Raw genomic sequence first — 25365 nt, forward strand, 5'->3', positions numbered from 1 at the left:
GAGGGCGCCCCTGGTCACCAGGGGCGCCCTCGCCCGTTCTAGCCGTTCGGGAACGTCCAGACGTACGGCTCGCCCTCGGCCTCCTGCCAGTGCACCTCGACGCTCTTCGCGTCGGCGGGCACCAGGTAGGTCTCGCAGAAGGTGTGACTCTCGCCCCGCTTCCAGCCCTCCACGTCGTACGGGTCCTCGCAGCCGGCCGCGTCCTCGGCGGCGCCGATGAGGATCGAGCCGCGCTGTCCGTCGGCCCAGACGGTGGTCTCGTCGCCGACCTGCGGAGAGTCGGGCAGCGTCGGGCCGCTCTTGTGCGTGAACTTCACGTGGGCGACGGCCAGGACGAGCCCCTTGGCGTCCTCCGGGTCCGACACCGCCTGCGCGGCCTCGGCCTCGGTGCCGACGTCGACCGCTTGCGCGAGGATCTCGTACGTGACCTTCCCCGGGTCCTCCTCGTACGTCCCCGTGGCGCTCTCGCCGGTCTTCATCGCGCCGCCGGAGGAGGGCTCCGGCGACGCCGACGGCGAGGCCTTCGCCTGCGCGGTGGCCGGGCTCTTCGCGTCGGCCTCGTCGTCCCCGCCCGAGCAGGCGGTGAGCGCCAGGGCGAGGACGGCGACGGGCGCGGCCAGACGCAGCGCGGTCTTGCGGTACAGCACAACAGCTCCTGTATGCAGATGTGTAGTTCCCCCGAGCGGTTCGTCAGGCTAAGGGGAGGGCGTGCAGTTCAGCGAAGCGAGAGGGGTCCCGCATCGCTTTCTTCACACCATTCACACGTGCATTTCCAGGAACTCTTCTGCGTCGTACGCGACTTCAGGGGACGCGGGCGATGAGGTACCGGAAGATGTTCGTCATCCACACGGTCCCGTCCGGCCGTTGATGCGGATGCAGCGCCTCCGTCAGCTCCTTGTCCACCTGCGCCGGGTCGGTCGCGGAGATCGCCGCGTCGAACAGCCCGGTCGACAGCAGCCCGCGTACGGCGCTTTCGACGTCGGCGTACCCGAAGGGGCACGCCACGCGTCCGGAGCCGTCGAGGCGCAGGCCCGCCCGCAGCGCGACCTCCTCCAGGTCGTCACGGAGGGCGGGGCGCCAACTGCCCGCGCTGCGCAGCGGATCGGCCAGTTTGGTGGCCACGCGCAGCACCGACGACGTGGCGCAGCGTTCCGGCGGACCCCAGCCGGCCAGCACCACGGGCGCCCCCCGCTCGGCGAGCGGCTTCGCCTCTCGCAGCAGTTCACCGAGTCCCTCCGAGTCGCCCGCGAGGCACCCGATGGGTTCGAACGCGGTCACCAGGCTGTACGCGGGCGTCTCCACGTCGGCCGCGTCCCCCGGTGAGCCGTCCGTGAGCCGGACGCCGGCCCGCGCGCGTGCGCCCCAGGCTTCCGGCAGCAGCCGCTGCCGGGCCAGGGCCAGCCGTTCGGGCGAGGACGGCTCGACACCGGTGACCACGGCTCCCCGGGCCGCCGCCATCAGCAAAGCGAGTCCGGAACCGCAGCCGAGCCCCAACAACCTTGTGCCGAGGCCCACTTCGAGCCGTTCATGGACGGCCTCGTAGAGCGGGACAAGCATCCGCTCCTGGATCTCCGACCAGTCACGCGCGCGTGCCCACAGGTCCACACGGGGCGTGGGTCCCGTGTGAGACAGGTGATGCCGCACGAGCGTAGGTGTCATCGAAAGCGCCCCAATCCGCCGAGAGTTGCCGTTGTGCCGTATTCCGTAGCCCCCGTGACGTGCGCTCGCTCTCCCCCCGTATGCCAGGAAACTCCGCGCTCGACCCCGCGTCCAGGGGTCGTCGGGCCCTGCTTGCGGCTGGACCGTGCCCGTGGCAAAAATTCACATTCCGGCAACGTCGGCGGCCCGTACCATCGCGCCATGGCAAAAGCACCCGTACTCACCCCGCGGGCCGAAGACTTCCCGCGCTGGTACCAGGATCTGATCAACAAGGCCGAGCTGGCCGACAACGGCCCGGTGCGCGGCACCATGGTGATCCGACCGTACGGGTACGGACTGTGGGAGCGGATGCAGGCGGAGATGGACGCCCGCATCAAGGAGACGGGCACCCAGAACGCGTACTTCCCGCTGCTGATCCCGCAGTCGTACTTCGCCAAGGAGGCCGACCACGTCGAGGGCTTCGCGCCCGAGCTGGCGGTGGTTACGCACGGCGGCGGCAAGGAGCTGGAGGAGCCCGCGGTCGTCCGGCCCACCTCCGAGATGATCATCAACGACTACTTCTCGAAGTGGGTGCAGAGCTACCGCGACCTGCCCCTGCTGATCAACCAGTGGGCCAACGTGGTCCGTTGGGAGCTGCGGCCCCGCCTCTTCCTGCGGACGACGGAGTTCCTCTGGCAGGAGGGCCACACCGCGCACGCGACCTGTGAGGAGGCACGGGACTTCGCCTCCCGCATCCAGAGCGAGGTCTACGGCGACTTCCTGCGCAACGTCCTCGCGATGGACTTCGTCTCCGGTCGCAAGACGGTCAAGGAGCGCTTCGCCGGGGCCATCAACACCCTCACCCTCGAAAGCATGATGGGCGACGGCAAGGCGCTCCAGATGGTCACCAGCCATGAGCTGGGCCAGAACTTCGCGAAGGCCTTCAACACCTCGTACCTGTCGAAGGACGGCAGGCAGGAACTCGTCTGGCAGACCTCCTGGGGTTCGACCACCCGCATGATCGGCGCGCTGGTGATGACTCACGGGGATGACAACGGCCTGCGGGTCCCGCCGCGCCTCGCGCAGACCCAGGTCGTCGTCCTCGCGATCAAGGGCGAGGAGCCGGTTCTGGCCAAGGTCCGCGAGATCGGCGACCGGCTGCGGGCGGCGGGGCTGAGGGTGCAGGTCGACGACCGTACGGACACCCCCTTCGGGCGGCGCGCGGTCGACTGGGAGCTCAAGGGCGTGCCCGTGCGGATCGAGATCGGGCCGCGCGACCTGGAGAACGGCACCGCGATGGTGGCCCGCCGGATTCCGGGCGGCAAGGAACCGATGGCCGTCGAGTCCCTCGTAGACCTGCTGCCGGGGATGCTGGAGGACGACCAGGCGTTGCTGCTGCGGCAGTCCCGGGAGCGGCGGGAGGCGCGTACCGCCGAGGTGGCCACGGTCGCGGAGGCCGTCGAGGCCGCGGCGAGCGGGTGGGCGCGGATCCCGTGGGCCGTGCTCGGCGAGGCGGGCGAGGCCAGGCTCGCCGAGCACTCGGTGACCGTACGGTGTCTGCTCGCCGAGGACGGGTCGGTGCCGGAGGACGAGGACGCGCCGGGTAACGTCGCGATCGTCGCGCGCGCTTACTGAGACGAGGCAGGAGGCGCGAGAGCGACCGAAAGGCCTCTTGCGCCTCCGAGGGACACTGGCACCCCGTGGCGCGGAGACGGCGTACGCGCCGGTGCGTACGTCAGACTACGCACCACCTTGTGGTGAGCTGTGAGGCTTCTCCGCAGATCAGCGCACCCGCCCTCGTCAGGACGCATCAGCGGCAACTGACGGGTACGTGCAAAATATTTGGGATGGCCCGGAATCGGAACACAGGGGCACTCCGGCTCGTTGTCATTACGTGAGCACGACACAGACACCACCTGTTCTCGCCGCAGAGCTGGCGCAGGCGTGGGCCGACATTCAGCGGCACCACCCCGAGCTGCCGGATCTCGCCGCGCCAGAATCCCTGATCGGGGAGTCGTCGTCCGCGTGCGGACACGAGCTCTCCTTCGAACGCCTTCTCCATGAGGCGGTGCACGGCATCGCCGCCGCCCGTGGAGTGCGCGACACCTCCCGTGCCGGCCGCTACCACAACCGCAGATTCCTCGCGATCGCCGAGGAACTGGGCCTGGACCACCCCGACGAACCGCATCCCAGCAGCGGTTTCTCGCTGGTCACGCTCAACCCGGAGGCCAAGCGCCGCTACCGTCCGACGATCGAACGCCTCCAGCGCGCCCTGAAGGCGCACACGGCGGCCACGTCGGCGGACACGGCCCGCAGCTTCCGCGGTCCGGCGGCCCGGCACGGCTCCTCCGGCGGCGGCGTCCGGGTCAAGGCGGTCTGCGACTGCGGACGCAACGTCCGGGTCGTCCCGTCCGTCCTGGCCCAGGCCCCGATCGTCTGCGGCGGCTGCGGGAAGCCGTTCCGGATCCCCGAGGTGGTGGGCGCGGCGGCGAGCTGAGGCCACGGCTGCTCGTGGCAGCCGTGCCCTCCCTCGGCGGGCGCCGCACAGCGCACCCGACGTACCTCACCTCCGCGCCGGGTGCGCCTCCGCCATGCCCGCCTGCCCTCCGTCCGAGGGCAGGCGCGGGGTGTGGCACAATGGCTAGCTGTACTCGACAGTCGCACAGGACCCCTCTCTCCTCCGGCTGACGCGTCCATCGGGCACTCGGGTACCGCAACCCCACGCGGCCTTCTCGCCGTGCCCAACCACGTCAAAACCAGGAGAATCCACTCCCGTGGCAGTCAAGATCAAGCTGAAGCGTCTGGGCAAGATCCGTTCGCCTCACTACCGCATCGTCGTCGCCGACTCCCGCACCCGTCGTGACGGCCGTGCGATCGAGGAGATCGGCAAGTACCACCCGACCTACAACCCGTCGGTCATCGAGGTGGACGCCGAGCGCGTGGCGTACTGGCTGGGTGTCGGCGCGCAGCCGACCGAGCCCGTCCTCGCCATCCTGAAGAAGACCGGCGACTGGCAGAAGTTCAAGGGCGAGCCCGCCCCGGCTCCGCTGCTCGTCGCCGAGCCCAAGAAGGCGCGCCCCTCGTTCGAGGCCCTCGGTGGCGACGACGAGGGCAAGGGTGAGGCCATCACCCAGAAGAAGAAGGCGGAGAAGAAGGACGAGGCCCCCGCGGCTGAGTCCGAGTCGGCCGAGGCCTGAGCATGCTCGAGGAGGCTCTCGAGCACCTCGTGAAGGGCATCGTCGACAACCCTGACGATGTGCAGGTCGCTTCCCGCAACCTGCGCCGCGGGCGCGTGCTGGAGGTCCGGGTCCACCCCGACGACCTCGGCAAGGTGATCGGCCGCAACGGCCGCACCGCACGCGCTCTGCGCACCGTCGTGGGCGCCATCGGCGGTCGCGGTGTCCGCGTCGACCTCGTCGACGTGGACCACGTCCGCTGACGCCGAACGCAACACCGGCTCGGGCCGGGGAGGGCCACTGGGCCGTCCCCGGCCCGTAGTCGTATCCACTCGTCGTCCTGGAGATCAAGCACAGTGCAGCTGGTAGTCGCTCGTATCGGCCGTGCCCACGGCATCAAGGGCGAGGTCACCGTCGAGGTCCGCACCGACGAGCCGGAACTGAGGCTCGCGCCCGGTGCCGTGCTGCTGACGGACCCCGCCTCCACAGGCCCGCTCACCATCGAAACCGGCCGCGTCCACAGCGGGCGCCTGCTCCTGCGCTTCGAAGGCGTGAAGGACCGCACCGGCGCCGAGGCCCTCCGCAACACCCTCCTGATCGCCGAGGTCGACCCGGAGGAGCTGCCGGAGGAGGAGGACGAGTACTACGACCACCAGCTCATGGACCTCGACGTCGTGACCAAGGACGGCGTGGAGGTCGGGCGGATCACCGAGATCTCGCATCTGCCCTCGCAGGACCTCTTCATCGTCGAGCGGGCCGACGGCAGCGAGGTGCTCATCCCCTTCGTCCAGGAGATCGTCGTCGAGGTCGACCTGGAGGAGCAGAAGGCCGTCATCGATCCGCCGCCCGGGCTCATCGACGACCAGGCCGAGATCGCCTCCTCGCGGGACGCGGAGGACGCGTCGTAATGCGCCTCGACGTCGTCACGATCTTCCCCGAGTACCTGGAGCCCCTGAACGTCTCCCTGGTCGGCAAGGCGCGCGCGCGTGGACAGCTGAACGTCCAGGTGCACGATCTGCGCGGCTGGACCTACGACCGGCACAACACGGTCGACGACACGCCTTACGGCGGCGGACCCGGCATGGTCATGAAGACCGAGCCCTGGGGCGACGCGCTGGACTCCGTGCTGGCCGAGGGCTACGAGACCGGCGCCCACGCGCCCGCGCTGATCGTGCCCACGCCCAGCGGCCGTCCGTTCACCCAGGAACTCGCCGTGGAGCTCTCCGAGCGCCCCTGGCTGATCTTCACCCCGGCCCGCTACGAGGGCATCGACCGGCGGGTCATCGACGAGTACGGCACCCGGATGCCGGTCTACGAGGTGTCCATCGGCGACTACGTCCTCGCCGGCGGCGAGGCCGCCGTACTGGTGATCACCGAGGCCGTGGCCCGGCTGCTGCCCGGAGTCCTCGGCAACGCCGAGTCCCACCGCGACGACTCCTTCGCACCCGGCGCCATGGCCAACCTGCTGGAAGGGCCGGTGTACACCAAGCCGCCCGAGTGGCGCGGCCGGGACATCCCGGACGTGCTGCTCAGCGGCCACCACGGCAAGATCGCCCGCTGGCGGCGCGACGAGGCCCTCAAGCGCACCACGGCCCACCGGCCGGACCTGATCGAGCGCTGCGACCCCAAGGCCTTCGACAAGAAGGACCGCGAGATGCTCTCCATCCTGGGCTGGGCGCCCGATCCGGAGGGGGAGCCCCACGGCCGATTTTGGCGCAGGCCGGAGGCCGTGGAAGAATAGGTCGCTGTTGTGCGCCGTCCGGCGTGCGCCCCTGCCACAGGGGGACACGACGCCCGCCCCGACGCGAACAGCATCCTCTTTGGAAACCAGCTCCCGCCTATGACCTGTGGCATGGGCGAAGAAAGCAGACGAAATGTCTCACCTGCTCGACTCCGTCGACTCCGCGTCGCTGCGCAGCGACGTCCCGGCCTTCCGCCCGGGTGACACCGTCAACGTCCACGTCCGCGTCATCGAGGGCAACCGCTCCCGTGTGCAGCAGTTCAAGGGCGTTGTGATCCGCCGCCAGGGCGCCGGTGTCCGCGAGACCTTCACGGTCCGCAAGGTCTCCTTCTCGGTCGGCGTCGAGCGCACCTTCCCGGTGCACACCCCGATCGTCGAGAAGATCGAGCTCGTCACCAAGGGTGACGTGCGTCGCGCCAAGCTGTACTACCTCCGTGAGCTCCGCGGCAAGGCCGCGAAGATCAAGGAGAAGCGCGAGAACTGAGCGCTTTCGGGAGGTCATGGCGGGGCCGGATAGCATCTGGCTCCGATGGACACCGAAGCACAGCAGACGGAACGCGACCGCTCCTCCGAACCCGCCCCGCGCGGGACGGAGGGCCGGTCGCGTTTCGCGTTCGGTGGGGTGGTGGGGCGGGCGGCCGACTGGCTGCCCGGCGGACGGATCACCCTGACCCTGCTGGTCTGCCTGCTGTTCCTGCTGCTGTTCAGCACTTTCGTGGCGCAGCCCTTCCAGATCCCCAGCGGATCCATGGAGCGCGGATTGAGGATCGGGGACCGCGTTCTCGTAAATAAGTTGGCGTACCGTTTCGGTGCTCAGCCGCAGCGCGGCGATGTCGTGGTCTTCGACGGAACCGGGTACTTCGGGGACGCGGACTACATCAAGCGCGTTGTGGGTGTGGGGGGAGACCACGTGGTCTGCTGCGACAAGAAGGGGAGGATCCAGGTGAACGGCCGGTCGGTCGACGAGTCGGCGTTCCTGTACCCCGGGGACGGCGCGTCCGGCGTCCCCTTCGACGTCGCCGTGCCCGAGGGCACCCTCTTCGTCCTCGGCGACCACCGCAGCGCCTCCAGCGACTCCCGCGACCACCTGGGCTCCCCGGGCGGCGGCATGATCCCCGTCGGCGAGGTCGTCGGCCGGGCCGACTGGATCCTCTGGCCCACCTCCCACTGGACCCGCCTGGAGCGTCCCGGCGCGTACGCGCGCGTGCCCGCACCGGACGGTGCCCATGGGTAACCGCGGAAAGCCTCGCGGGGCGCCCAGCAGCGCCGCCGAGGACCTGCTCCCCACCGGGTCCCGGCGCGCCTCCCTCGGACCGGCGGGCGGTCGCAGCCGCGCCGAGCGACGCAAGCTCCAGCGCAAGGTCAAGCGGCGCCGCCGGCGCAGCGCGATCAAGGAGATACCGCTCCTCGTCGGTGTCGCGGTGCTGATAGCCCTCGTCCTGAAGACCTTTCTCGTCCAGGCCTTCGTCATCCCGTCCGGCTCGATGGAGCAGACGATCCAGATCGGCGACCGGGTCCTGGTCGACAAGCTCACCCCGTGGTTCGGCTCCAAGCCGCAGCGCGGGGACGTCGTCGTCTTCAAGGACCCGGGCGGCTGGCTCAACGACGAGCAGCCCGTCGCCAAGAAGGAGGACCCCGTCGTCGTCAAGCAGATCAAGGAAGGGCTCACCTTCATCGGTCTACTGCCGTCCGACAACGAGAAGGACCTCATCAAGCGGGTCGTCGGGGTGGGCGGCGACCGGGTCAAGTGCTGCGACACCCAAGGACGGGTCACGGTCAACGGGGTCCCCCTGGAGGAGACCGACTACCTCTTCCCCGGCAACGCCCCCTCCCAGACCGCGTTCGACATCACCGTCCCCCAGGGGCGGCTGTGGGTCATGGGCGACCACCGGGCCGACTCCGCGGACTCCCGCGCGCACCAGGACCAGAACGGCGGCACGGTCTCCGAGGACGAGGTCGTGGGCCGCGCCATGGTCATCGCCTGGCCACTGGGCCACTGGGGCGCGCTGGACGAACCGAAAACCTACGCCTCCGTGTCCGACTCGGCGACCGGGTCGACCGCGGCTCCCCGGCTGTCGCATAGGGTTGCCTCCGACGATCCGAACGGAAGCGTCCGACTCCCGACCCCTGCGGAACTCCCGCTCGTTATGGGAGTGGTGGGCCTGCACCGTCTCTGGGGCAGGCAGCGGCACAGAGTAAGGAGTTGGCGTGGGGGATGTGGCGGTTGGCGCACGATCCGGGCACGACGGCGAGGACCGCGGACGCCCCGCGGGAGCGGCCGACCCGGCCGTGGACGGCGCCGTGACCTCCGGGACCTCCGGGACTTCCGGGAGTGACTCCACCCCGGCCGAGGAGGGCACGACGTCCGGGGAGCAGACCCGCACGGACGGCCAGGGGCCCGGCGACGGGACCCCCCAGGCGAAGAAGCCCCGCTCCTTCTGGAAGGAGCTGCCCATCCTGATCGGTATCGCGCTGGTGCTGGCGCTGCTGATCAAGACCTTCCTGGTGCAGGCCTTCTCCATCCCGTCCGACTCGATGCAGAACACCCTCCAGCAGGGCGACCGCGTCCTGGTCGACAAGCTCACGCCCTGGTTCGGCTCGGAGCCCGAGCGCGGCGAGGTCGTCGTCTTCCACGACCCCGACAACTGGCTGGCCGGGGAGCCCACGGCCGACCCCAACGCCCTGCAGACCTTCCTCAGCTGGATCGGCCTGATGCCGTCCGCGGAGGAGAAGGATCTGATCAAGCGGGTCGTCGGCGTCGGCGGCGACACCATCGAGTGCAAGGGCACCGGCCCGCTGAAGGTCAACGGCAAGGCGCTGAACGAGTCGTCGTACGTCTACGCCGGCAATACGCCGTGCAGCGTCGACGACCAGGGCGGCCAGTTCAAGGTGAAGGTGCCCGAGGGCTTCATCTGGGTCATGGGCGACCACCGGCAGAACTCCCGGGACTCGCGCTACAACCAGGCGGACGCCAACAAGGGCATGGTGCCGGTGGACAAGGTCGTCGGACGCGCCATCGTGGTCGCCTGGCCGATCAACCGCTGGGACACCCTGCCGGTTCCGGACACCTTCGACCAGAACCTCAGCGCCAAGGCGGCGGCCGTCGCGCCCGAGGGACTGGCCCTCGCCGGCGTCGTCCCGTTCGCCCTGTGGCGCCGCAAGCGGGCCCGCCAGGACGCCGGCTGATCCGGCCGAGTGATCCAGACCATGGGCTGACCCGGGGGCGTACCCCCGGGTAGGGTGCGGACCCATGGGTGGTGAGAGCACGACGCGTACGGCCCCGCGGAGCGGGGGAGGCAACGGCCCGGCGGGCAGCAGGACCGGACAGCGACTGTCCGGACTTGCCGTGGCGCTGGGCCTGGTGCTGTTCCTGGGCGGCTTCGCCTGGGCGGCGGTGGTCTACCGGCCGTACACCGTGCCCACCAGTTCCATGACGCCGACCATCGACGCCGGTGAGCGGGTGCTGGCCGAGCGGGTCGACGGCGACGACGTCCGCCGCGGGGACGTCGTGGTGTTCAACGACGCGAACTGGGCGAACGCGCCCGTGCTCAAGCGGGTCGTGGCCGTCGGCGGCGACACCGTCGCCTGCTGCACGGACGGCAAGCTGACGGTCGACGGAAAGAAGATCGAGGAACCGTATCTGCCCGAGGGCAGCCTGGCCGAGATCCAGAACTTCCCGACGGTGACCGTGCCCGAGGGACGCCTCTTCCTGCTCGGTGACGAGCGGTCCGGCTCGCTGGACTCCACGGCCCACCTCACGGACGCGGCGAACGGCACGGTGGCGCGGGACGCGGTGACGGCCCGGGTGGACGCCGTGGTCTGGCCGATGGACGGCATGCTGGAGCGCCCCACGGGGTTCGAGCAGCTCGGCGCGCTCTCCTCGCCGGGGCCGCTGCGGACGATGGTCGCGCTGATCGTCGTGGGCGCGGCGCTGGTGCTCGGCGGTGGGGCGTACGGCCCAGTGGCCAAGGCGCTGGGGCGGTCGCGGTCGCGTGCGCGGACGGAGCCCGCGGGTGCTCGCTGAGGACGCGGGGCCGGAGGCGGCCGGTGAGGTGCGCAAGGTCGCCCGGGTCGTGCTCCTGGATCCCTCGGACCGGATCCTGCTGCTGCACGGGCATGAGCCGGACGATGTGAGCGACGACTGGTGGTTCACGCCCGGCGGCGGCCTAGAGGGCGACGAGACGCGCGAAGAGGCCGCTCTGCGGGAACTCGCGGAGGAGACCGGCATCACCGAGGTCGAGCTCGGACCGGTGCTGTGGCGGCGGCGGTGCTCGTTCCCGTTCGCGGGGCGCCGCTGGGACCAGGACGAGTGGTACTACCTGGCCCGTACGACGCAGACGGCCACCGAGGCCCTGGGCCTCACCGAGCTGGAGCGGCGCAGTGTCGCCGGAGCGCGCTGGTGGACGTGTCAGGAACTGACCCGGGCACATGAGACGGTGTATCCGACCAGACTCGCCGAGCTGCTGCGCAGGCTGCTCGACGAAGGTCCCCCGGCCGGGGCCGTGACCCTTGACACCGAAATCGTCTAGGGGCTCGCGGGACTGGCGCACAATGGTGGGATCGCACGGCTGAAGGGGAACATGCCATGAGCGCCGAGGACCTCGAGAAGTACGAGACCGAGATGGAGCTCAAGCTCTACCGGGAGTACCGCGATGTCGTCGGTCTGTTCAAATACGTGATCGAGACCGAGCGGCGCTTCTACCTGACCAACGACTACGAGATGCAGGTGCACTCGGTCCAGGGAGAGGTGTTCTTCGAGGTGTCCATGGCGGACGCCTGGGTGTGGGACATGTACCGGCCGGCTCGGTTCGTGAAGCAGGTGCGGGTGCTCACGTTCAAGGACGTGAACATCGAGGAGCTGAACAAGAGCGATCTGGAGCTCCCGGGCGGGTGAGGCGCCTGGTCGGCCCACCACCGGGTGACGGAGTTGTCCACAACTGACAGGCTGTCCACCAAGATCCTTTTCATGGGGGCGGATGCGTGATCGTCGGTGCCGGAGGTGGTGCCGACATGAACGCACGCAGTGCACTCGGCAGGTACGGCGAAGGACTGGCCGCGAGGCGGCTGGCAGAGGCCGGGATGACGGTCCTGGAGCGCAACTGGCGCTGTGGCCGGAGCGGTGAGATCGACATCGTGGCGCGGGACGGGGACGCGCTGGTCGTCTGCGAGGTGAAGACCCGCAGGGGCGACTGCTACGAGCATCCGATGGCCGCGGTGACCCCCGAGAAGGCGGAACGCCTGCGACACCTGGCCGAACGCTGGATCCAGTCCCACGGAGGAGCACCGCCCGGCGGCGTCCGCATCGACGTGGTCGGAGTCCTCCTCCCCGAACGGGGCGCCCCCGTGGTGGAACACGTACGGGGGGTGGCGTGATGGGTTTCGCACGCACCTGCTCGGTCGCCCTGGTGGGCGTCGAGGGAGTGGTCGTCGAGGTCCAGGCGGACCTGGAGCCGGGCGTAGCGGCCTTCACCCTGGTGGGCCTGCCCGACAAGAGCCTGACGGAGAGCCGGGACCGGGTTCGGGCGGCTGTGGTGAATTCGGGGGCCGAGTGGCCGCAGAAGAAGCTGACGGTGGGGCTCAGTCCGGCGTCGGTGCCCAAGGCGGGCAGCGGCTTCGACCTGGCCGTGGCCTGCGCGGTCCTGGGAGCGGCCGAGCGGATCGATCCCCGGGTGCTCGCCGACATCGTGATGATCGGGGAGCTGGGGCTCGACGGCCGGGTGCGGCCGGTGCGCGGCATCCTGCCGGCGGTGCTGGCCGCGGCCAACGCCGGCTACGAACAGGTGGTCGTGCCCGAGTGCGCCGCCGCCGAGGCCTCGCTCGTGCCCGGAGTCTCCGTGCTCGGGGTGCGCAGCCTGCGCCAGCTGATCGCCGTACTGGCGGACGAACCCGTACCCGAAGAGGAACCGGACGAGCCGGGCCGCCCCGATCCGCTGCTCGCCGGACTGCGGGTGCCGGGCACCGGCGCGGCCACGGGCATGCACAGTGCCGGAGCGGCGCAGCACGACGCGGGCCATGACCTCGCCGACGTCGTGGGCCAGCTCTCGGCCCGTACGGCCGTGGAGGTCGCGGCTGCGGGCGGGCACCATCTGTTCCTCGAGGGCCCTCCCGGAGCGGGCAAGACCATGCTCGCCGAACGGCTGCCCGCCATCCTGCCCCGGCTGGCCAGGCAGGAGTCGCTTGAGGTCACGGCCGTGCACTCGGTGGCGGGCCTGCTGCCTCCCGGCAAGCCTTTGATCGACGTGCCGCCCTACTGCGCCCCGCATCACTCGGCGACGATGCAGTCACTGGTCGGCGGTGGCCCGGGCATCGCGCGTCCCGGTGCCGTGTCGCTGTCCCACCGAGGCGTCCTGTTCCTGGACGAGACTCCGGAGTTCGGCAGCCAGGCCCTCGACGCGCTCCGGCAGCCGCTGGAGTCCGGGCATGTCGTGATCGCACGCAGCGCCGGCGTCGTCCGCTTCCCGGCGAAGTTCCTGATGGTGCTCGCGGCCAACCCCTGCCCGTGCGGTCGGTTCTCCCTGAACGACGACTTCTGCGAGTGCCCGCCCACCGCGGTCCGGCGCTACCAGGCCCGGCTCTCCGGGCCGCTCCTCGACCGGGTCGACCTGAGGGTCGAGGTGGACCGGGTCACGCGCGCCGAACTCGCCGACCGCGGCGCCCGGGGCGAGTCCACGGCGACGGTCGCCGCCCGCGTGCGGGAGGCCAGGGAGCGGGCGGCGGTCCGTCTGTCCGGCACGCCGTGGCGGACGAACAGCGAGGTGCCGGGCAGGGAACTGCGCAGCCGCTGGCACGCCGAGTCCGGCGCGATGGACGAGGCCGAGCGCAATCTCGAACGGGGCGTGCTGACCGCCCGGGGCCTGGACCGTGTCCTGCGCGTCGCCTGGACCGTCGCCGACCTCGTGGGCCACGACCGGCCCGACGCGACCGACGTCGCCCTGGCGCTGCAACTGCGCACCGGGGTCCCCCGAGGGGTTCCCATGGCCATCGGGGCTCTGACATGAGCGACCGCGACGATCCGGACGGCGAGCTGTATGCCCGGGTCTTTCTCGCTCGGGTGTTGGAGCCCGGGGACGAGGTTGGCGGGCGGTGGGTTCGGGAGTTCGGGGCTCGGGATGTCGTGCGGCGGTTGCGGGAGGCGGGGGAGCGGCCTCCCGGGGTGACCGAGCGACGGTGGGCCGGGCTGGTGGCTCGGGGGGCGCGGGCCGAGCCCGAGCGGGATCTCGGGGTCGCTCGGGAGAGCGGGGTCCGGTTCGTGTGTCCGGGGGACGGCGAGTGGCCTCGGCAGCTCGATGACCTGGGGGACGCCCGGCCCGTGGGGCTCTGGGTGCGCGGAATGCCCAGTCTGCGGATGTGGGCGCTGCGCTCCGTCGCCCTCGTCGGTGCCCGGGCCTGCAGCGAGTACGGCGCTCACATGGGCGCCACCCTCGCCGCCGGGCTCGCCGAGCGGGGGTGGGTGGTCGTGTCCGGCGGTGCCTACGGCATCGACGGCGCCGCCCACCGCGGAGCCCTGGCCTGCGGCGGCGCCACCGTCGCCGTACTCGCCTGCGGGGTCGATCGGCCCTACCCGCGCGGGCACACCCAGTTGATCACCAGGATCGCGGAACAGGGCCTCGTCATCGGGGAGTTGCCACCCGGGGATCATCCGACTCCGAGCAGGTTCATCGTCCGCAACCGGGTGATCGCCGCCCTCACCAGGGGCACCGTCGTCGTCGAGGCCGCGCACCGCAGCGGGTCACTCGCCACGGCGCGGGCGGCCCAGCGGTTGGGGCGCCACACGATAGGGGTACCGGGTCCCGCGAGCAGTGCCCTCTCCGCGGGGGTGCACGAACTGTTACGGGGGGAAGCCGTCCTGGTCACCGACGCCGCGGATGTCGTCGAGCTCGTCGGGGACATGGGCGAGCTGGCCCCCGACCGGCGCGGACCCGTCCTGCCCCGCGATCTGCTGGCGCCGGGTGTCCGCCGGGTGTTGGCCGCGCTGCCCGGGAGCGGCACCGCCGGCCCGGACGAGATCGCCCGCGGGGCGCAGACCACCGAGGACGACGCCGTCGCGCGGCTGTACGAGCTGAGAGCACTTGGTTACGTCGAACGACACGGCGACGGCTGGAAGTTGACACGCCAGGCGATGATCTCGGTGCGCGGCGGTCGGAGTCCATGCTGACCGAGCGTGTTCGGCCGTCCGGGGGAACCGCGACGCCCTTGCAAATTCCCGCAGTTGGTGTTCCGGGGTGATCACGCAGAGCGACCGTCATGCCCCGAGGGGACGCCCAGCGGAACGTATCTGCGGCGCCCCCCGGCCCCTGCCTTCGCACACCGCGACACTCCAGTCACGCTACGCTCACGTGAATTCCGGTGCAGACCGGTACCTCGGCACCAGACCCGTACCAGACCGACAGCTCACCCAGGCACCCGCACTTCACGGCAGAACGGCACAAGGCGACGAATGCCCCAGCACACCTCCGGGTCCGACCGGGCGGCGATCCCCCCAGCCGCCCGCGACGGTGGCAACGTGCGGCCGCCCGCTCCCTCGACACTCGACGAGCTGTGGCGGTCGTACAAGGCGACGGGGGACGAGCGGCTGCGCGAGCAGCTGATCCTGCACTACTCACCGCTCGTGAAGTACGTGGCGGGGCGGGTGAGCGTCGGACTGCCGCCCAATGTGGAGCAGGCCGATTTCGTGTCCTCGGGGGTGTTCGGACTGATCGACGCGATCGAGAAGTTCGACATCGGCCGGGAGATCAAGTTCGAGACGTACGCGATCACCCGGATCCGGGGCGCGATGATCGACGAGCTGCGGGCCCTGGACTGGATTCCGCGGTCGGTACGGCAGAAGGCGCGGAACGTGGAGCGGGCGTACGCGACGCTGGAGGCGCGGCTCAGACGGACGCCGTCGGAGGGGGAGGTGGCCGCCGAGATGGGGATCGCGGTGGACGAACTCCACTCGGTCTTCAGCCAGTTGTCGCTGGCCAACGTGGTGGCGCTGGAGGAGCTGCTGCATGTGGGGGGTGAGGGCGGGGACGGGCTGAGCGTCATGGACACCCTGGAGGACACCGCCGCGGACAACCCCGTGGAGGTGGCCGAGGACCGGGAGCTGCGGCGGTTTCTGGCGCGGGCCATCAACACGTTGCCGGAGCGGGAGAAGACCGTGGTGACGCTCTACTACTACGAGGGGCTCACGCTCGCCGAGATCGGGAACGTGCTCGGGGTGACCGAGAGCCGGGTGAGTCAGATCCACACCAAGTCGGTGCTTCAGCTGCGCGCGAAGCTGGCGAGTTTCGGGCGGTGAGCACCGGGTGACTCCCGCCCGGGGTGGCGCGTCCGTAGAGTGGACGGCGTGCCAAGGATTCGAGCGGCCTCCGTGGCCGAGCACCGGTCGATGCAACGAGCCGCCCTGCTGGACGCGGCTCGTTCTCTGCTGTCCGAGGGTGGTACGGAGGCGCTGACGTTCCCGGCCCTCGCCGAGCGGACGGGGCTCGCGCGGTCGTCCGTGTACGAGTACTTCCGGTCCCGGGCGGCTGTCGTCGAGGAGCTGTGCGCGGTCGACTTCCCGGTCTGGGCGGCGGAGGTCTCGGCGGCGATGGCCGCGGCGGAAGGGGCCGAGGCCAAGATCGAGGCGTATGTGCGGGCGCAGCTGGCGCTGGTGGGGGACCGGCGGCACCGGGCCGTGGTCGCGATCTCCGCGAGCGAGCTGGACGCGGGGGCCCGGGAGAAGATCCGGGCCGCGCACGGCGGGCTGGTCGCGATGATCGTCGAGGCGCTGGGGGAGCTGGGGCACGCGGAGCCTCGGCTGGCGGCGATGCTGCTGCAGGGGGTCGTGGACGCGGCGGTGCGGCGGATCGAGCTGGGGGCGGCGGAGGAGCCTTCGGCGATCACGGACGCGGCGGTGTCGATGGCGCTGCGGGGGGTTCGCGGCTGAGCGCTCCGCTGCGGTGCGTGTTCCCTTGCGGTGCGTGTTCCTGTGCGGGTGTGTGCGGGCGGGGCTTCGCCCGCCGGCGTGCGGTACGACTGGCCGCAGTCACGCGTGCTCTAGGGCAGCGGTACTTCCAGTACCGGCAGGAGCCTCGCAGGGCCCCTGTTCAGTAGGTGCGGGGGGAGCAGGGACAGCGGGTTCACGTAGGTCTCTCCTCTCAGTGCGCCCCAGTGCACGCAGCTCGTCGGGCAGTGGGGCGTGGTGGCGGGTACCGTTCCGACCACCTGGCCTGCCTTGACCTCCTCGCCCTTCTTCAGCTCCGCCCTGATCGGCTCGTACGTCGTGCGCAGTGGGGGTGTGCCGGTGTTCGTCAGTTCGATCGACAGGACGTCTTTGCCCGCCACCTTGCCCGCGAAGAACACCAGGCCCGGGGCTACCGCCCGCACTGGTGTGCCCGCGGGGGCCGCCAGGTCCACTCCTCTGTGGCCTCGGGCGTACGGCGTCGGCGGAGGGTCCCAGCCGCGGAGGATCCTGGGGTGGGGCACCGGCCAGGTTTCGGCCACCGGCGGGACCGAGGTCGTGGCCGTGTAGGTGGGGGACAAGGGGGCCTGCGGGCGCGCGGCGGGCAGGACCAGTGCCGCCGCCAGCGTCAGTGCCGCCGTACTCGCGCATCGTTTCGCTCGCATGCGCCCAGCGTCCCGGCAAGCCGCTGATCATGGCGTGATCTGTGGACCACGCCCCGCTTGTGGACAGCGGCGTCACCCGGCGCCTTCTCGGTCCCGTACACTTCTTCTGGCGATCCGGGTCACCGGGTCGACTTCGCACGCCCCGACATCGGGTCGACAAAACGACCTGTGTCAGCGCTCCTCGGTCCTTCGTGGCACGGCGCATGTGGGCGTCAGGCGCGGGAGCCGTCCGGCACCCGCGGCACAACCGAGAAATTCAAGGAGATACGGCCATGGCCGTCGTCACGATGCGGGAGCTGCTGGAGAGCGGCGTCCACTTCGGTCACCAGACCCGTCGCTGGAACCCGAAGATGAAGCGCTTCATCTTCACCGAGCGCAACGGCATCTACATCATCGACCTGCTCCAGTCGCTGTCGTACATCGACCGCGCCTACGAGTTCGTCAAGGAGACCGTCGCCCACGGCGGCACGGTCATGTTCGTCGGCACGAAGAAGCAGGCGCAGGAGGCCATCGCCGAGCAGGCCACCCGCGTCGGCATGCCCTACGTCAACCAGCGCTGGCTGGGCGGCATGCTCACCAACTTCTCCACCGTCTACAAGCGTCTGCAGCGCCTCAAGGAGCTCGAGCAGATCGACTTCGAGGACGTGGCCGCCTCGGGTCTGACCAAGAAGGAGCTCCTGGTCCTCTCGCGTGAGAAGGCCAAGCTCGAGAAGACCCTCGGTGGTATCCGCGAGATGCAGAAGGTGCCCAGCGCCGTCTGGATCGTGGACACCAAGAAGGAGCACATCGCGGTCGGTGAGGCCCGGAAGCTCAACATCCCGGTCGTCGCCATCCTCGACACCAACTGCGACCCCGACGAGGTCGACTACAAGATCCCGGGCAACGACGACGCGATCCGCTCCGTCACCCTGCTCACCCGTGTGATCGCCGACGCCGTCGCCGAGGGCCTCATCGCCCGTTCCGGCGTCGCCACCGGCGACAAGGGCGAGAAGGCCGCGGGCGAGCCGCTCGCCGAGTGGGAGCGCGACCTGCTCGAGGGTGAGAAGAAGGCCGAGGAGGCCCCGGCTGCCGAGGCTCCCGCCGCCGAGGCCCCCGCTGCTGAGGCTCCCGCCGCCGAGGCTCCGGCCGCCGAGGGCGAGAAGGCCGCGGACGCCGAGCAGGCCTGACCCGTAAGCGTTGACGGCGGGGGCGGCGACATCCGGTTCGCCCCCGCCGTTCACCCGTAGGTTCGCGTTCCCACATCCACATGTGGTTCGTGGATCGGGTAGATCTTCCGACTTCGAGAAAGACTTAACGACTCATGGCGAACTACACCGCCGCCGACGTCAAGAAGCTTCGTGAGCTCACGGGCGCCGGCATGATGGACTGCAAGAAGGCGCTGGACGAGGCCGAGGGCAACGTCGACAAGGCCGTCGAGGCGCTCCGCATCAAGGGCCAGAAGGGCGTCGCCAAGCGCGAGGGCCGCTCCGCCGAGAACGGCGCCGTGGTCTCCCTCATCGCCGACGACAACACCTCCGGTGTCCTGGTCGAGCTGAAGTGCGAGACGGACTTCGTCGCCAAGGGCGAGAAGTTCCAGGCCGTCGCCCAGCAGATCGCGCAGCACGTCGCCGCCACCTCCCCGGCCGACATCGAGGCCCTGCTCGCCTCCGAGATCGAGGCCGGCAAGACCGTCCAGGCGTTCGTGGACGAGGCCAACGCCAACCTCGGCGAGAAGATCGTCCTCGACCGCTTCGCGCAGTACGCCGACGGCTTCGTGTACTCCTACATGCACCGCACCATGCCCGACCTGCCCCCGCAGATCGGTGTCCTGGTCGAGCTGGACAAGGCCGACGCCGACCTGGCGAAGGGTGTCGCCCAGCACATCGCCGCCTTCGCGCCGAAGTACCTCTCCAAGGAGGACGTGCCGGCCGAGGTCGTCGAGTCCGAGCGCCGCGTCGCCGAGGAGACCACCCGCGCCGAGGGCAAGCCCGAGGCCGCCCTGCCGAAGATCGTCGAGGGTCGCCTCAACGGCTTCTTCAAGGACGCCACGCTGCTCGGTCAGCCGTACGCGCTCGACAACAAGAAGTCGGTCCAGAAGGTCCTGGAAGAGGCCGGTGTCACCCTGAAGCGCTTCACGCGCATCAAGGTCGGCATCTGAGTCCGTACCGCGATCGACGCACGACCCCGATAGGGTCGACAGCAGTCGTCCGCGTACGCCGTCACAGGGTTGGCGGACGACAGCAGATCTGACGAGGAGGCCATTGCCGAGCATGGGATGCGAACCAGTTCCCATCGGCAATGGCCTTCTTCGTATGTGCGACCCGTTGAAAGAAGTGAGAATCCGATGACCACCAAGGCCCAGAAGAGCGACGACGGCAAAGTACGCGGCCGGTATCTGCTGAAGCTGTCCGGAGAGGCGTTCTCCGGCGGTGGGGGCCTCGGCGTGGACCCGGACGTGGTGCACAAGATCGCCCGCGAGATCGCGGCCGTCGTGCGCGACGGGGCCGAGATCGCGGTCGTCATCGGCGGCGGCAACTTCTTCCGCGGCGCCGAGCTCCAGCAGCGCGGCATGGACCGCGCCCGCTCCGACTACATGGGCATGCTCGGCACCGTGATGAACTGCCTCGCCCTCCAGGACTTCCTGGAGAAGGAGGGCATCGACAGCCGGGTCCAGACCGCCATCACCATGGGCCAGGTCGCCGAGCCGTACATCCCGCTGCGCGCCGTGCGCCACCTGGAGAAGGGCCGCGTGGTCATCTTCGGCGCCGGTATGGGCATGCCGTACTTCTCCACCGACACCACCGCCGCCCAGCGCGCCCTGGAGATCGACGCCGAGGCGCTGCTGATGGGCAAGAACGGCGTGGACGGCGTTTACGACTCCGACCCCAAGGCCAACCCGGACGCGGTCAAGTTCGACTCCCTCGGCTACGGCGAGGTCATCACCCGGGACCTCAAGGTCGCCGACGCCACCGCCATCACGCTGTGCCGCGACAACAAGCTTCCGATCCTCGTCTTCGAGCTTCTGGCGGAGGGCAATATCGCCCGCGCCGTCAAGGGTGAGAAGATCGGCACGCTTGTGGGTGACCAGGGCAGCCGGGACTGACAGGCAAGACCCGCGGACTGACAGGCAACACCCGCGGGCCCTGACCGGGGGATGGACAATGTCCTGACGGTCGGGAACCGTGCAGGAAGAAGACGCGACGCAGCCGGCCGCCGCCGCACGCATACGGAACAGCAGCCGGGCCTACTCAAGACACGCAGGAGCAAGTGGTGATCGAAGAGACCCTCCTCGAGGCCGAGGAGAAGATGGAGAAGGCCGTCGTGGTCGCCAAGGAGGACTTCGCCGCGATCCGCACCGGCCGTGCGCACCCGGCGATGTTCAACAAGATCGTGGCCGACTACTACGGCGCGCCGACGCCGATCAACCAGCTGGCTTCGTTCTCCGTGCCGGAGCCGCGCATGGCGGTGGTGACCCCGTTCGACAAGAGCGCGCTGCGCAACATCGAGCAGGCGATCCGCGACTCCGACCTGGGCGTCAACCCGAGCAACGACGGCAACATCATCCGTGTGGTGTTCCCCGAGCTCACCGAGGAGCGCCGCCGCGACTACATCAAGGTTGCCAAGGGCAAGGCCGAGGACGCGCGTGTGTCCATCCGCTCCGTGCGCCGCAAGGCCAAGGACGGGATCGACAAGCTCGTCAAGGACGGCGAGGTCGGCGAGGACGAGGGCCGCCGTGCGGAGAAGGAGCTCGACGACGCGACGCACAAGTACGTCGCTCAGGTGGACGAGCTCCTGAAGCACAAGGAAGCGGAGCTGCTCGAGGTCTGATGAACGACTCTTCCTGGGGCGCTCCGCCACACGCCGGCCCTTCGGCCGGGTACTGGGGACCGTCCGACCAGGGGCCTGTCCAGGGGGCTGTCCCGGCGGGTCCCACGTACGATGCGCCCGAGGCGCAGCACACTCGCCCCATGCCCATCGTGCCTGACGGACCCGCCGTACATGGATATGGCGACGACCAGGATGACGACCGGGGGGCCGCACGGCTGAGCGGCCCCTTGTTCCGCGACGAGACACGCGACCAGACGCCGCGGGCGCAGACCTACCAGGCCGCGCCGCAGAATCCGGAGCCCATGCACGACGCCCCGCAGCCGGCGCCCCGACCGCAGAAGAAGAGCGCGGGGCGCGACCTGGGTGCGGCCATAGGGGTCGGCGTCGGACTCGGTGCGGTGATCGTCGCCTCGCTGTTCGTCGTCAAGGCCGTGTTCGTCGGCGTGGTGGCCGTCGCCGTGGTCGTCGGTCTGTGGGAACTGACCAAGCGGCTCGAGGAGCGCAAGGGGATCCGGGCGCCGCTCGTGCCGCTGGCGCTCGGCGGTGCCGCGATGGTCGTCGCCGGGTACGTCCGCGGGGCCGAGGGCGCCTGGGTGGCGATGGCGCTGACCGCGCTGGCCGTCCTGGTCTGGCGGATGACCGAGCCGCCGGAGGGCTACCTCAAGGACGTCACGGCCGGCGTCTTCGCGGCCTTCTACGTCCCCTTCCTCGCGACCTTCGTCGCGATGATGCTGACGGCGGACGACGGGCCCTGGCGGGTCCTGACCTTCCTGCTCCTGACGGTCGTCAGCGACACCGGCGCGTACGCCGTCGGCTGGCGCTTCGGCAAGCACAAGCTCGCCCCGCGCATCAGCCCCGGCAAGACCCGCGAGGGGCTGCTGGGCGCGGTGGCCTTCGCCATGGTGGCGGGCGCGCTGTGCATGCAGTTCCTGATCGACGACGGCACGTGGTGGCAGGGCCTGCTGCTGGGCCTCGCCGTGGCGGCGAGCGCGACGCTCGGTGACCTGGGCGAGTCGATGATCAAGCGCGACCTGGGCATCAAGGACATGGGCACCCTGCTGCCGGGCCACGGCGGCATCATGGACCGCCTGGACTCACTGCTGCCCACGGCTCCGGTGGTGTGGCTGCTGCTGGTGCTGTTCGTGGGATCCGGCTGATTGTCGTACGACGCCGGTGATGGTCGTACGACACCGGTGTACGACACCTGCGTACGGCCTTTTGTGAGAGCCCCCGTCCTTCCGGCGGGGGCTCTGCTGTTGCCGGAGGCCTTCCGGTGGGACGATTCGGGTGTACGCCCGCAAAGGGGGTCCACCATGTCCGCCATCCGTGAATCCATCGACGTCGACTGCACGCCCGAGGAAGTCTTCGCTTACGTCACCACCCCCTCCCACCTGCCCGAATGGCAGCTGAGCGCCGTGAAGGCGGAGCCCATGGAGGAGGGGCCGGTCCACCCCGGATCCCGGGTCAAGGTCACCCGCCGTCTCGGCACCCGTGAGATCCCGATGACCGTGGAGTTCGACGACCTCGACCCGCCGCGCAGCTGGGACCTGCACGGAGTCGAGGGGCCGGTCCGGCCGCGCACCCACGGCTCCATCGAGCCGCTCGACGACGGCCGCCGTTCCCGGGTGACCATCGAGATCGACTTCGAGGGCCACGGCCTGGGCAAGGTCCTGGTCCCCCTGGTCGTCCGCCCCCAGGTCCGCAAGGAACTCCCCCGCGACGAGGAACTCCTGAAGCAGCGCCTGGAGGGGCCCGCCGCGTGACGCGGACGTGTCGCGCGGTGCCGCCGGGCCGCCTCAACGTCGGCGGGGGAACTTCCAACCGTTCTGGCGCAGCTTGTAGAGGATGAAGACTCCGCAGAGCGCCCACACACCCAAGAAGGCCCACTTGAACCACGGGGGGCCTTGCCAGCGCTCCGCCAGTTGAACCGATGCCACGCAGTAGGAGGTCATCCCTTGCGCGTGCCCGGCTGTACGGGCGAGAACACCCCTGCGTAGCGGCCCCTCCCGCACCCTGCCCGCCGCCGCTCCGCTCCGGCCTGGGCCCCCGCGGTTGATCTGCGACACTGGAAGGGTTATGCCTAAGCCCGGAGAACTCACATTCGTCGCCCCGCGCGGAGCCAAGAAGCCGCCGCGGCATCTTGCTGATCTTTCGCCCGCTGAGCGCAAGGACGCTGTCGCCGCGGTCGGTGAGAAGCCGTTTCGTGCCAAGCAGCTGTCGCAGCACTACTTCGCCCGGTACACCCATGATCCCGAGCAGTGGACCGACATCCCCGCGGGGGCGCGGGACAAGCTGCGCGAGGAGCTGTTTCCCGAGCTCATGTCGGTCGTGCGGCATCTGTCGACCGACGAGGGGACCACGCGCAAGACGCTGTGGCGGCTGTTCGACGGGACGCTCGTCGAGTCGGTGCTGATGCGGTACCCGGACCGGGTGACCATGTGCATCAGTTCGCAGGCGGGTTGCGGGATGAACTGCCCCTTCTGCGCGACCGGGCAGGCGGGGCTGGACCGGAACCTGTCCACCGCCGAGATCGTCCATCAGATCGTCGACGGCATGCGGGCGCTGCGGGACGGGGACGTGCCCGGCGGGCCCGCTCGGCTCTCCAACATCGTCTTCATGGGCATGGGTGAGCCGCTCGCCAACTACAACCGCGTCGTGGGTGCGATCCGGCGGCTGACCGATCCCGAGCCCGACGGGCTGGGGCTCTCGCAGCGCGGCATCACCGTCTCCACCGTCGGGCTCGTGCCGGCCATCCACCGGTTCTCCGACGAGGGCTTCAAGTGCCGGCTCGCGATCTCGCTGCACGCCCCCGACGACGAGCTGCGCGACACCCTCGTCCCCGTCAACACGCGCTGGAAGGTGCGTGAGGTGCTCGACGCCGGGTTCGAGTACTCCGCCAAGTCCGGGCGCCGGCTCTCGATCGAGTACGCGCTCATCCGGGACATCAACGACCAGGCCTGGCGAGGCGACCGGCTCGGGCGGCTGCTCAAGGGCAAGCCCGTACACGTCAACCTCATCCCGCTGAACCCGACGCCGGGCTCGAAGTGGACCGCCTCCCGTCCCGAGGACGAGAAGGCGTTCGTCGAGGCCATCGCCGCCCATGGGGTACCGGTGACGATCCGGGACACCCGTGGTCAGGAGATCGACGGGGCCTGTGGTCAGCTCGCGGCCACCGAGCGGTAGTCTGATCGTCGTACAGGCATCTTCTTCGTAGCCGACAACTTCATCTTCATATCCGACAGGGGAGCGCTACAGCGCTGAGAGTGCGGCGATCGGGCCGCAGACCCTCTGAACCTCGCCCAGGTCATTCTGGGTAGGAAGTTCGGTCATCACCGTGAACAACAAGAAGCATCTGGCTGCCCTCGTCGGCCTCGGTCTCGTCGTGCTGTCCGCGTGCGGGTCGTCCGACGACGGCGAGTCCTCCGGCGGCTCCAAGACCGTCACCCTCGTCAGCCACAACTCGTGGGCCGTCTCGAAGGACGTCCTCGCCGCCTTCGAGAAGGAGTCCGGCTACCAGGTCAAGGTCCTCGAGGACGGCGACGCCGGGCAGGCCGTCAACAAGGCCATCCTGACCAAGGACAACCCGCAGGGCGACGTCTTCTTCGGCGTCGACAACACCCTGCTGTCCCGGGCGCTCGACAACGGGCTGTTCCAGTCGTACGAGGCGAAGGGCCTCGACCAGATCGACGCGACCTTCCAGCTCGACGGGGACGAGCACCGGGTCACGCCCGTCGACTACGGCGACATCTGCGTCAACTACGACAAGCAGTACTTCGCGGACCACGAGCTGGCGCCGCCGTCCTCCCTCGACGACCTGATCAAGCCGGAGTACAAGAACCTCCTGGTCACCGAGAACGCCTCCACCTCCTCGCCCGGCCTCGGCTTCCTGCTCGGCACCGCCGCCAAGTACGGCGACGACGGCTGGGAGGAGTACTGGACCAAGCTGAAGGCCAACGGCGTCAAGGTGGTCGACGGCTGGGAGCAGGCCTACAACGAGGAGTTCTCCGGCTCCGCCGGCGGCAAGGCCGCGAAGGCCGACCGGCCGCTCGTCGTGTCGTACGCCTCCTCGCCGCCCGCCGAGGTGATCTACGGCGACCCGAAGCCCGAGACCGCCCCCACGGGCGTCGCGGAGGGCACCTGCTTCCGGCAGATCGAGTTCGCGGGCCTGCTGAGCAACGCCGGGAACAGCGAGGGCGGCAAGGCCCTGATCGACTTCCTGGTCAGCAAGAAGTTCCAGGAGGACATGCCGCTGAACATGTTCGTCTACCCCGTGGTCGAGGAGGCGAGCGTGCCCGCGGAGTTCACCGAGTTCGGGCCCGCGGCCAAGAACCCCGAGACCATGGACCCCGCGAAGATCGCCGAGAACCGTGACGACTGGGTCAAGTCGTGGACGTCGCTCGTACTGAAGTAGCC

Annotated in this window: 29 protein-coding genes; 26 read left to right on the forward strand and 3 right to left on the reverse strand. The window is 70.0% G+C overall.

Features of this window, described 5'->3' with window-relative positions:
• Positions 1-38: 38 nt before the first annotated feature.
• Both AC068Z_RS31865 and AC068Z_RS31870 read right to left on the reverse strand, forming a co-directional pair.
• Positions 39-647 carry a hypothetical protein gene (locus tag AC068Z_RS31865; RefSeq protein WP_478563412.1) on the reverse strand — a complete coding sequence of 203 codons (609 nt, stop codon included), beginning with the start codon at positions 645-647 and terminating at the stop codon, positions 39-41.
• A gap of 154 nt (positions 648-801) precedes the next feature.
• Positions 802-1659: an SAM-dependent methyltransferase gene (locus AC068Z_RS31870; RefSeq protein WP_478563415.1), complete on the reverse strand. Its 858-nt coding sequence runs from the start codon at positions 1657-1659 to the stop codon at positions 802-804.
• A 201-nt stretch (positions 1660-1860) separates the two neighbouring features.
• Here AC068Z_RS31870 and proS point away from each other — a divergent pair, with 201 nt between their 5' ends.
• From proS to AC068Z_RS31960, 18 genes are all read left to right on the forward strand, one after another.
• A complete protein-coding gene (proS, locus tag AC068Z_RS31875) occupies positions 1861-3273 on the forward strand; it encodes a proline--tRNA ligase (RefSeq protein ID WP_478563417.1) in 1413 nt (470 codons plus the stop codon).
• 259 nt (positions 3274-3532) lie between these two features.
• Entirely contained in the window at positions 3533-4135 is a 603-nt protein-coding gene (locus AC068Z_RS31880; protein WP_451721671.1) for a hypothetical protein, read from the forward strand.
• Between the two features lie 277 nt (positions 4136-4412).
• Positions 4413-4835, forward strand: coding sequence for a 30S ribosomal protein S16 (gene rpsP / locus AC068Z_RS31885; RefSeq protein ID WP_478563420.1), 423 nt, complete (start codon positions 4413-4415; stop codon positions 4833-4835).
• Positions 4836-4837: 2 nt separating this feature from the next.
• Positions 4838-5077: an RNA-binding protein gene (locus AC068Z_RS31890; RefSeq protein ID WP_003973401.1), complete on the forward strand. Its 240-nt coding sequence runs from the start codon at positions 4838-4840 to the stop codon at positions 5075-5077.
• Positions 5078-5170: 93 nt separating this feature from the next.
• Positions 5171-5722, forward strand: a complete 552-nt coding sequence (gene rimM / locus AC068Z_RS31895; RefSeq protein ID WP_478563423.1) for a ribosome maturation factor RimM — start codon at positions 5171-5173, stop codon at positions 5720-5722.
• Positions 5722-6555: a tRNA (guanosine(37)-N1)-methyltransferase TrmD gene (gene trmD, locus AC068Z_RS31900; RefSeq protein ID WP_478563426.1), complete on the forward strand. Its 834-nt coding sequence runs from the start codon at positions 5722-5724 to the stop codon at positions 6553-6555. Before rimM ends, trmD begins: the two co-directional genes overlap by 1 nt.
• A 133-nt stretch (positions 6556-6688) precedes the next feature.
• A complete protein-coding gene (gene rplS / locus AC068Z_RS31905; RefSeq protein WP_190098062.1) occupies positions 6689-7039 on the forward strand; it encodes a 50S ribosomal protein L19 in 351 nt (116 codons plus the stop codon).
• Positions 7040-7084: 45 nt separating this feature from the next.
• Positions 7085-7789 carry a signal peptidase I gene (lepB, locus tag AC068Z_RS31910; RefSeq protein ID WP_478563429.1) on the forward strand — a complete coding sequence of 235 codons (705 nt, stop codon included), beginning with the start codon at positions 7085-7087 and terminating at the stop codon, positions 7787-7789.
• A complete protein-coding gene (lepB, locus tag AC068Z_RS31915) occupies positions 7782-8891 on the forward strand; it encodes a signal peptidase I (protein WP_478563431.1) in 1110 nt (369 codons plus the stop codon). The genes lepB (AC068Z_RS31910) and lepB (AC068Z_RS31915) overlap by 8 nt, the downstream gene beginning before the upstream one ends.
• The gene (gene lepB / locus AC068Z_RS31920; protein ID WP_478563434.1) at positions 8773-9741 is read left to right on the forward strand and encodes a signal peptidase I; all 969 of its coding nucleotides are present in this window, start codon (positions 8773-8775) and stop codon (positions 9739-9741) included. Before lepB (AC068Z_RS31915) ends, lepB (AC068Z_RS31920) begins: the two co-directional genes overlap by 119 nt.
• A gap of 64 nt (positions 9742-9805) precedes the next feature.
• On the forward strand, positions 9806-10579 hold the full coding sequence (gene lepB / locus AC068Z_RS31925; protein ID WP_478563437.1) for a signal peptidase I: 774 nt from the start codon (positions 9806-9808) through the stop codon (positions 10577-10579).
• Positions 10569-11084, forward strand: a complete 516-nt coding sequence (locus AC068Z_RS31930; protein ID WP_478563440.1) for an NUDIX hydrolase — start codon at positions 10569-10571, stop codon at positions 11082-11084. Before lepB (AC068Z_RS31925) ends, AC068Z_RS31930 begins: the two co-directional genes overlap by 11 nt.
• Positions 11085-11140: 56 nt before the next feature.
• The gene (locus AC068Z_RS31935; protein WP_003965949.1) at positions 11141-11449 is read left to right on the forward strand and encodes a DUF2469 domain-containing protein; all 309 of its coding nucleotides are present in this window, start codon (positions 11141-11143) and stop codon (positions 11447-11449) included.
• An 86-nt stretch (positions 11450-11535) separates the two neighbouring features.
• Entirely contained in the window at positions 11536-11928 is a 393-nt protein-coding gene (locus tag AC068Z_RS31940) for a YraN family protein (RefSeq protein WP_478563443.1), read from the forward strand.
• Complete coding sequence (locus AC068Z_RS31945) at positions 11928-13553, forward strand: YifB family Mg chelatase-like AAA ATPase (protein WP_478563446.1); 1626 nt, start codon at positions 11928-11930, stop codon at positions 13551-13553. The genes AC068Z_RS31940 and AC068Z_RS31945 overlap by 1 nt, the downstream gene beginning before the upstream one ends.
• A complete protein-coding gene (gene dprA, locus AC068Z_RS31950; RefSeq protein WP_478563449.1) occupies positions 13550-14710 on the forward strand; it encodes a DNA-processing protein DprA in 1161 nt (386 codons plus the stop codon). Before AC068Z_RS31945 ends, dprA begins: the two co-directional genes overlap by 4 nt.
• A gap of 282 nt (positions 14711-14992) precedes the next feature.
• Positions 14993-15835 (forward strand): RNA polymerase sigma factor WhiG, encoded by an 843-nt coding sequence (whiG, locus tag AC068Z_RS31955; RefSeq protein WP_478563452.1) that lies wholly within the window; start codon positions 14993-14995, stop codon positions 15833-15835.
• Positions 15836-15907: 72 nt separating this feature from the next.
• On the forward strand, positions 15908-16465 hold the full coding sequence (locus AC068Z_RS31960) for a TetR/AcrR family transcriptional regulator (protein ID WP_478563676.1): 558 nt from the start codon (positions 15908-15910) through the stop codon (positions 16463-16465).
• Between the two features lie 110 nt (positions 16466-16575).
• On the opposite strand, the gene AC068Z_RS31965 is transcribed toward AC068Z_RS31960, so the two are convergent.
• Complete coding sequence (locus AC068Z_RS31965; RefSeq protein ID WP_478563455.1) at positions 16576-17145, reverse strand: M23 family metallopeptidase; 570 nt, start codon at positions 17143-17145, stop codon at positions 16576-16578.
• A 272-nt stretch (positions 17146-17417) separates the two neighbouring features.
• On the opposite strand from AC068Z_RS31965, the gene rpsB reads away from it, so the two are divergent.
• From rpsB to AC068Z_RS32005, 8 genes are all read left to right on the forward strand, one after another.
• Positions 17418-18311 (forward strand): 30S ribosomal protein S2, encoded by an 894-nt coding sequence (rpsB, locus tag AC068Z_RS31970; protein ID WP_478563458.1) that lies wholly within the window; start codon positions 17418-17420, stop codon positions 18309-18311.
• A gap of 134 nt (positions 18312-18445) precedes the next feature.
• Positions 18446-19282 carry a translation elongation factor Ts gene (tsf, locus tag AC068Z_RS31975; RefSeq protein ID WP_478563461.1) on the forward strand — a complete coding sequence of 279 codons (837 nt, stop codon included), beginning with the start codon at positions 18446-18448 and terminating at the stop codon, positions 19280-19282.
• 186 nt (positions 19283-19468) lie between these two features.
• The gene (pyrH, locus tag AC068Z_RS31980; RefSeq protein WP_478563464.1) at positions 19469-20227 is read left to right on the forward strand and encodes a UMP kinase; all 759 of its coding nucleotides are present in this window, start codon (positions 19469-19471) and stop codon (positions 20225-20227) included.
• Between the two features lie 167 nt (positions 20228-20394).
• Positions 20395-20952 (forward strand): ribosome recycling factor, encoded by a 558-nt coding sequence (gene frr, locus AC068Z_RS31985; RefSeq protein ID WP_363165270.1) that lies wholly within the window; start codon positions 20395-20397, stop codon positions 20950-20952.
• A complete protein-coding gene (locus tag AC068Z_RS31990; protein ID WP_478563469.1) occupies positions 20952-22109 on the forward strand; it encodes a phosphatidate cytidylyltransferase in 1158 nt (385 codons plus the stop codon). The genes frr and AC068Z_RS31990 overlap by 1 nt, the downstream gene beginning before the upstream one ends.
• Before the next feature lie 156 nt (positions 22110-22265).
• Positions 22266-22715 carry an SRPBCC family protein gene (locus tag AC068Z_RS31995; RefSeq protein WP_478563472.1) on the forward strand — a complete coding sequence of 150 codons (450 nt, stop codon included), beginning with the start codon at positions 22266-22268 and terminating at the stop codon, positions 22713-22715.
• A 313-nt stretch (positions 22716-23028) separates the two neighbouring features.
• Positions 23029-24135: a dual-specificity RNA methyltransferase RlmN gene (rlmN, locus tag AC068Z_RS32000; protein ID WP_478563475.1), complete on the forward strand. Its 1107-nt coding sequence runs from the start codon at positions 23029-23031 to the stop codon at positions 24133-24135.
• Positions 24136-24286: 151 nt separating this feature from the next.
• The gene (locus tag AC068Z_RS32005; protein WP_478563478.1) at positions 24287-25363 is read left to right on the forward strand and encodes a thiamine ABC transporter substrate-binding protein; all 1077 of its coding nucleotides are present in this window, start codon (positions 24287-24289) and stop codon (positions 25361-25363) included.
• The last annotated feature ends 2 nt before the right edge of the window (positions 25364-25365 follow it).

The sequence above is a fragment of the Streptomyces sp. NPDC043726 genome, from assembly GCF_056436565.1.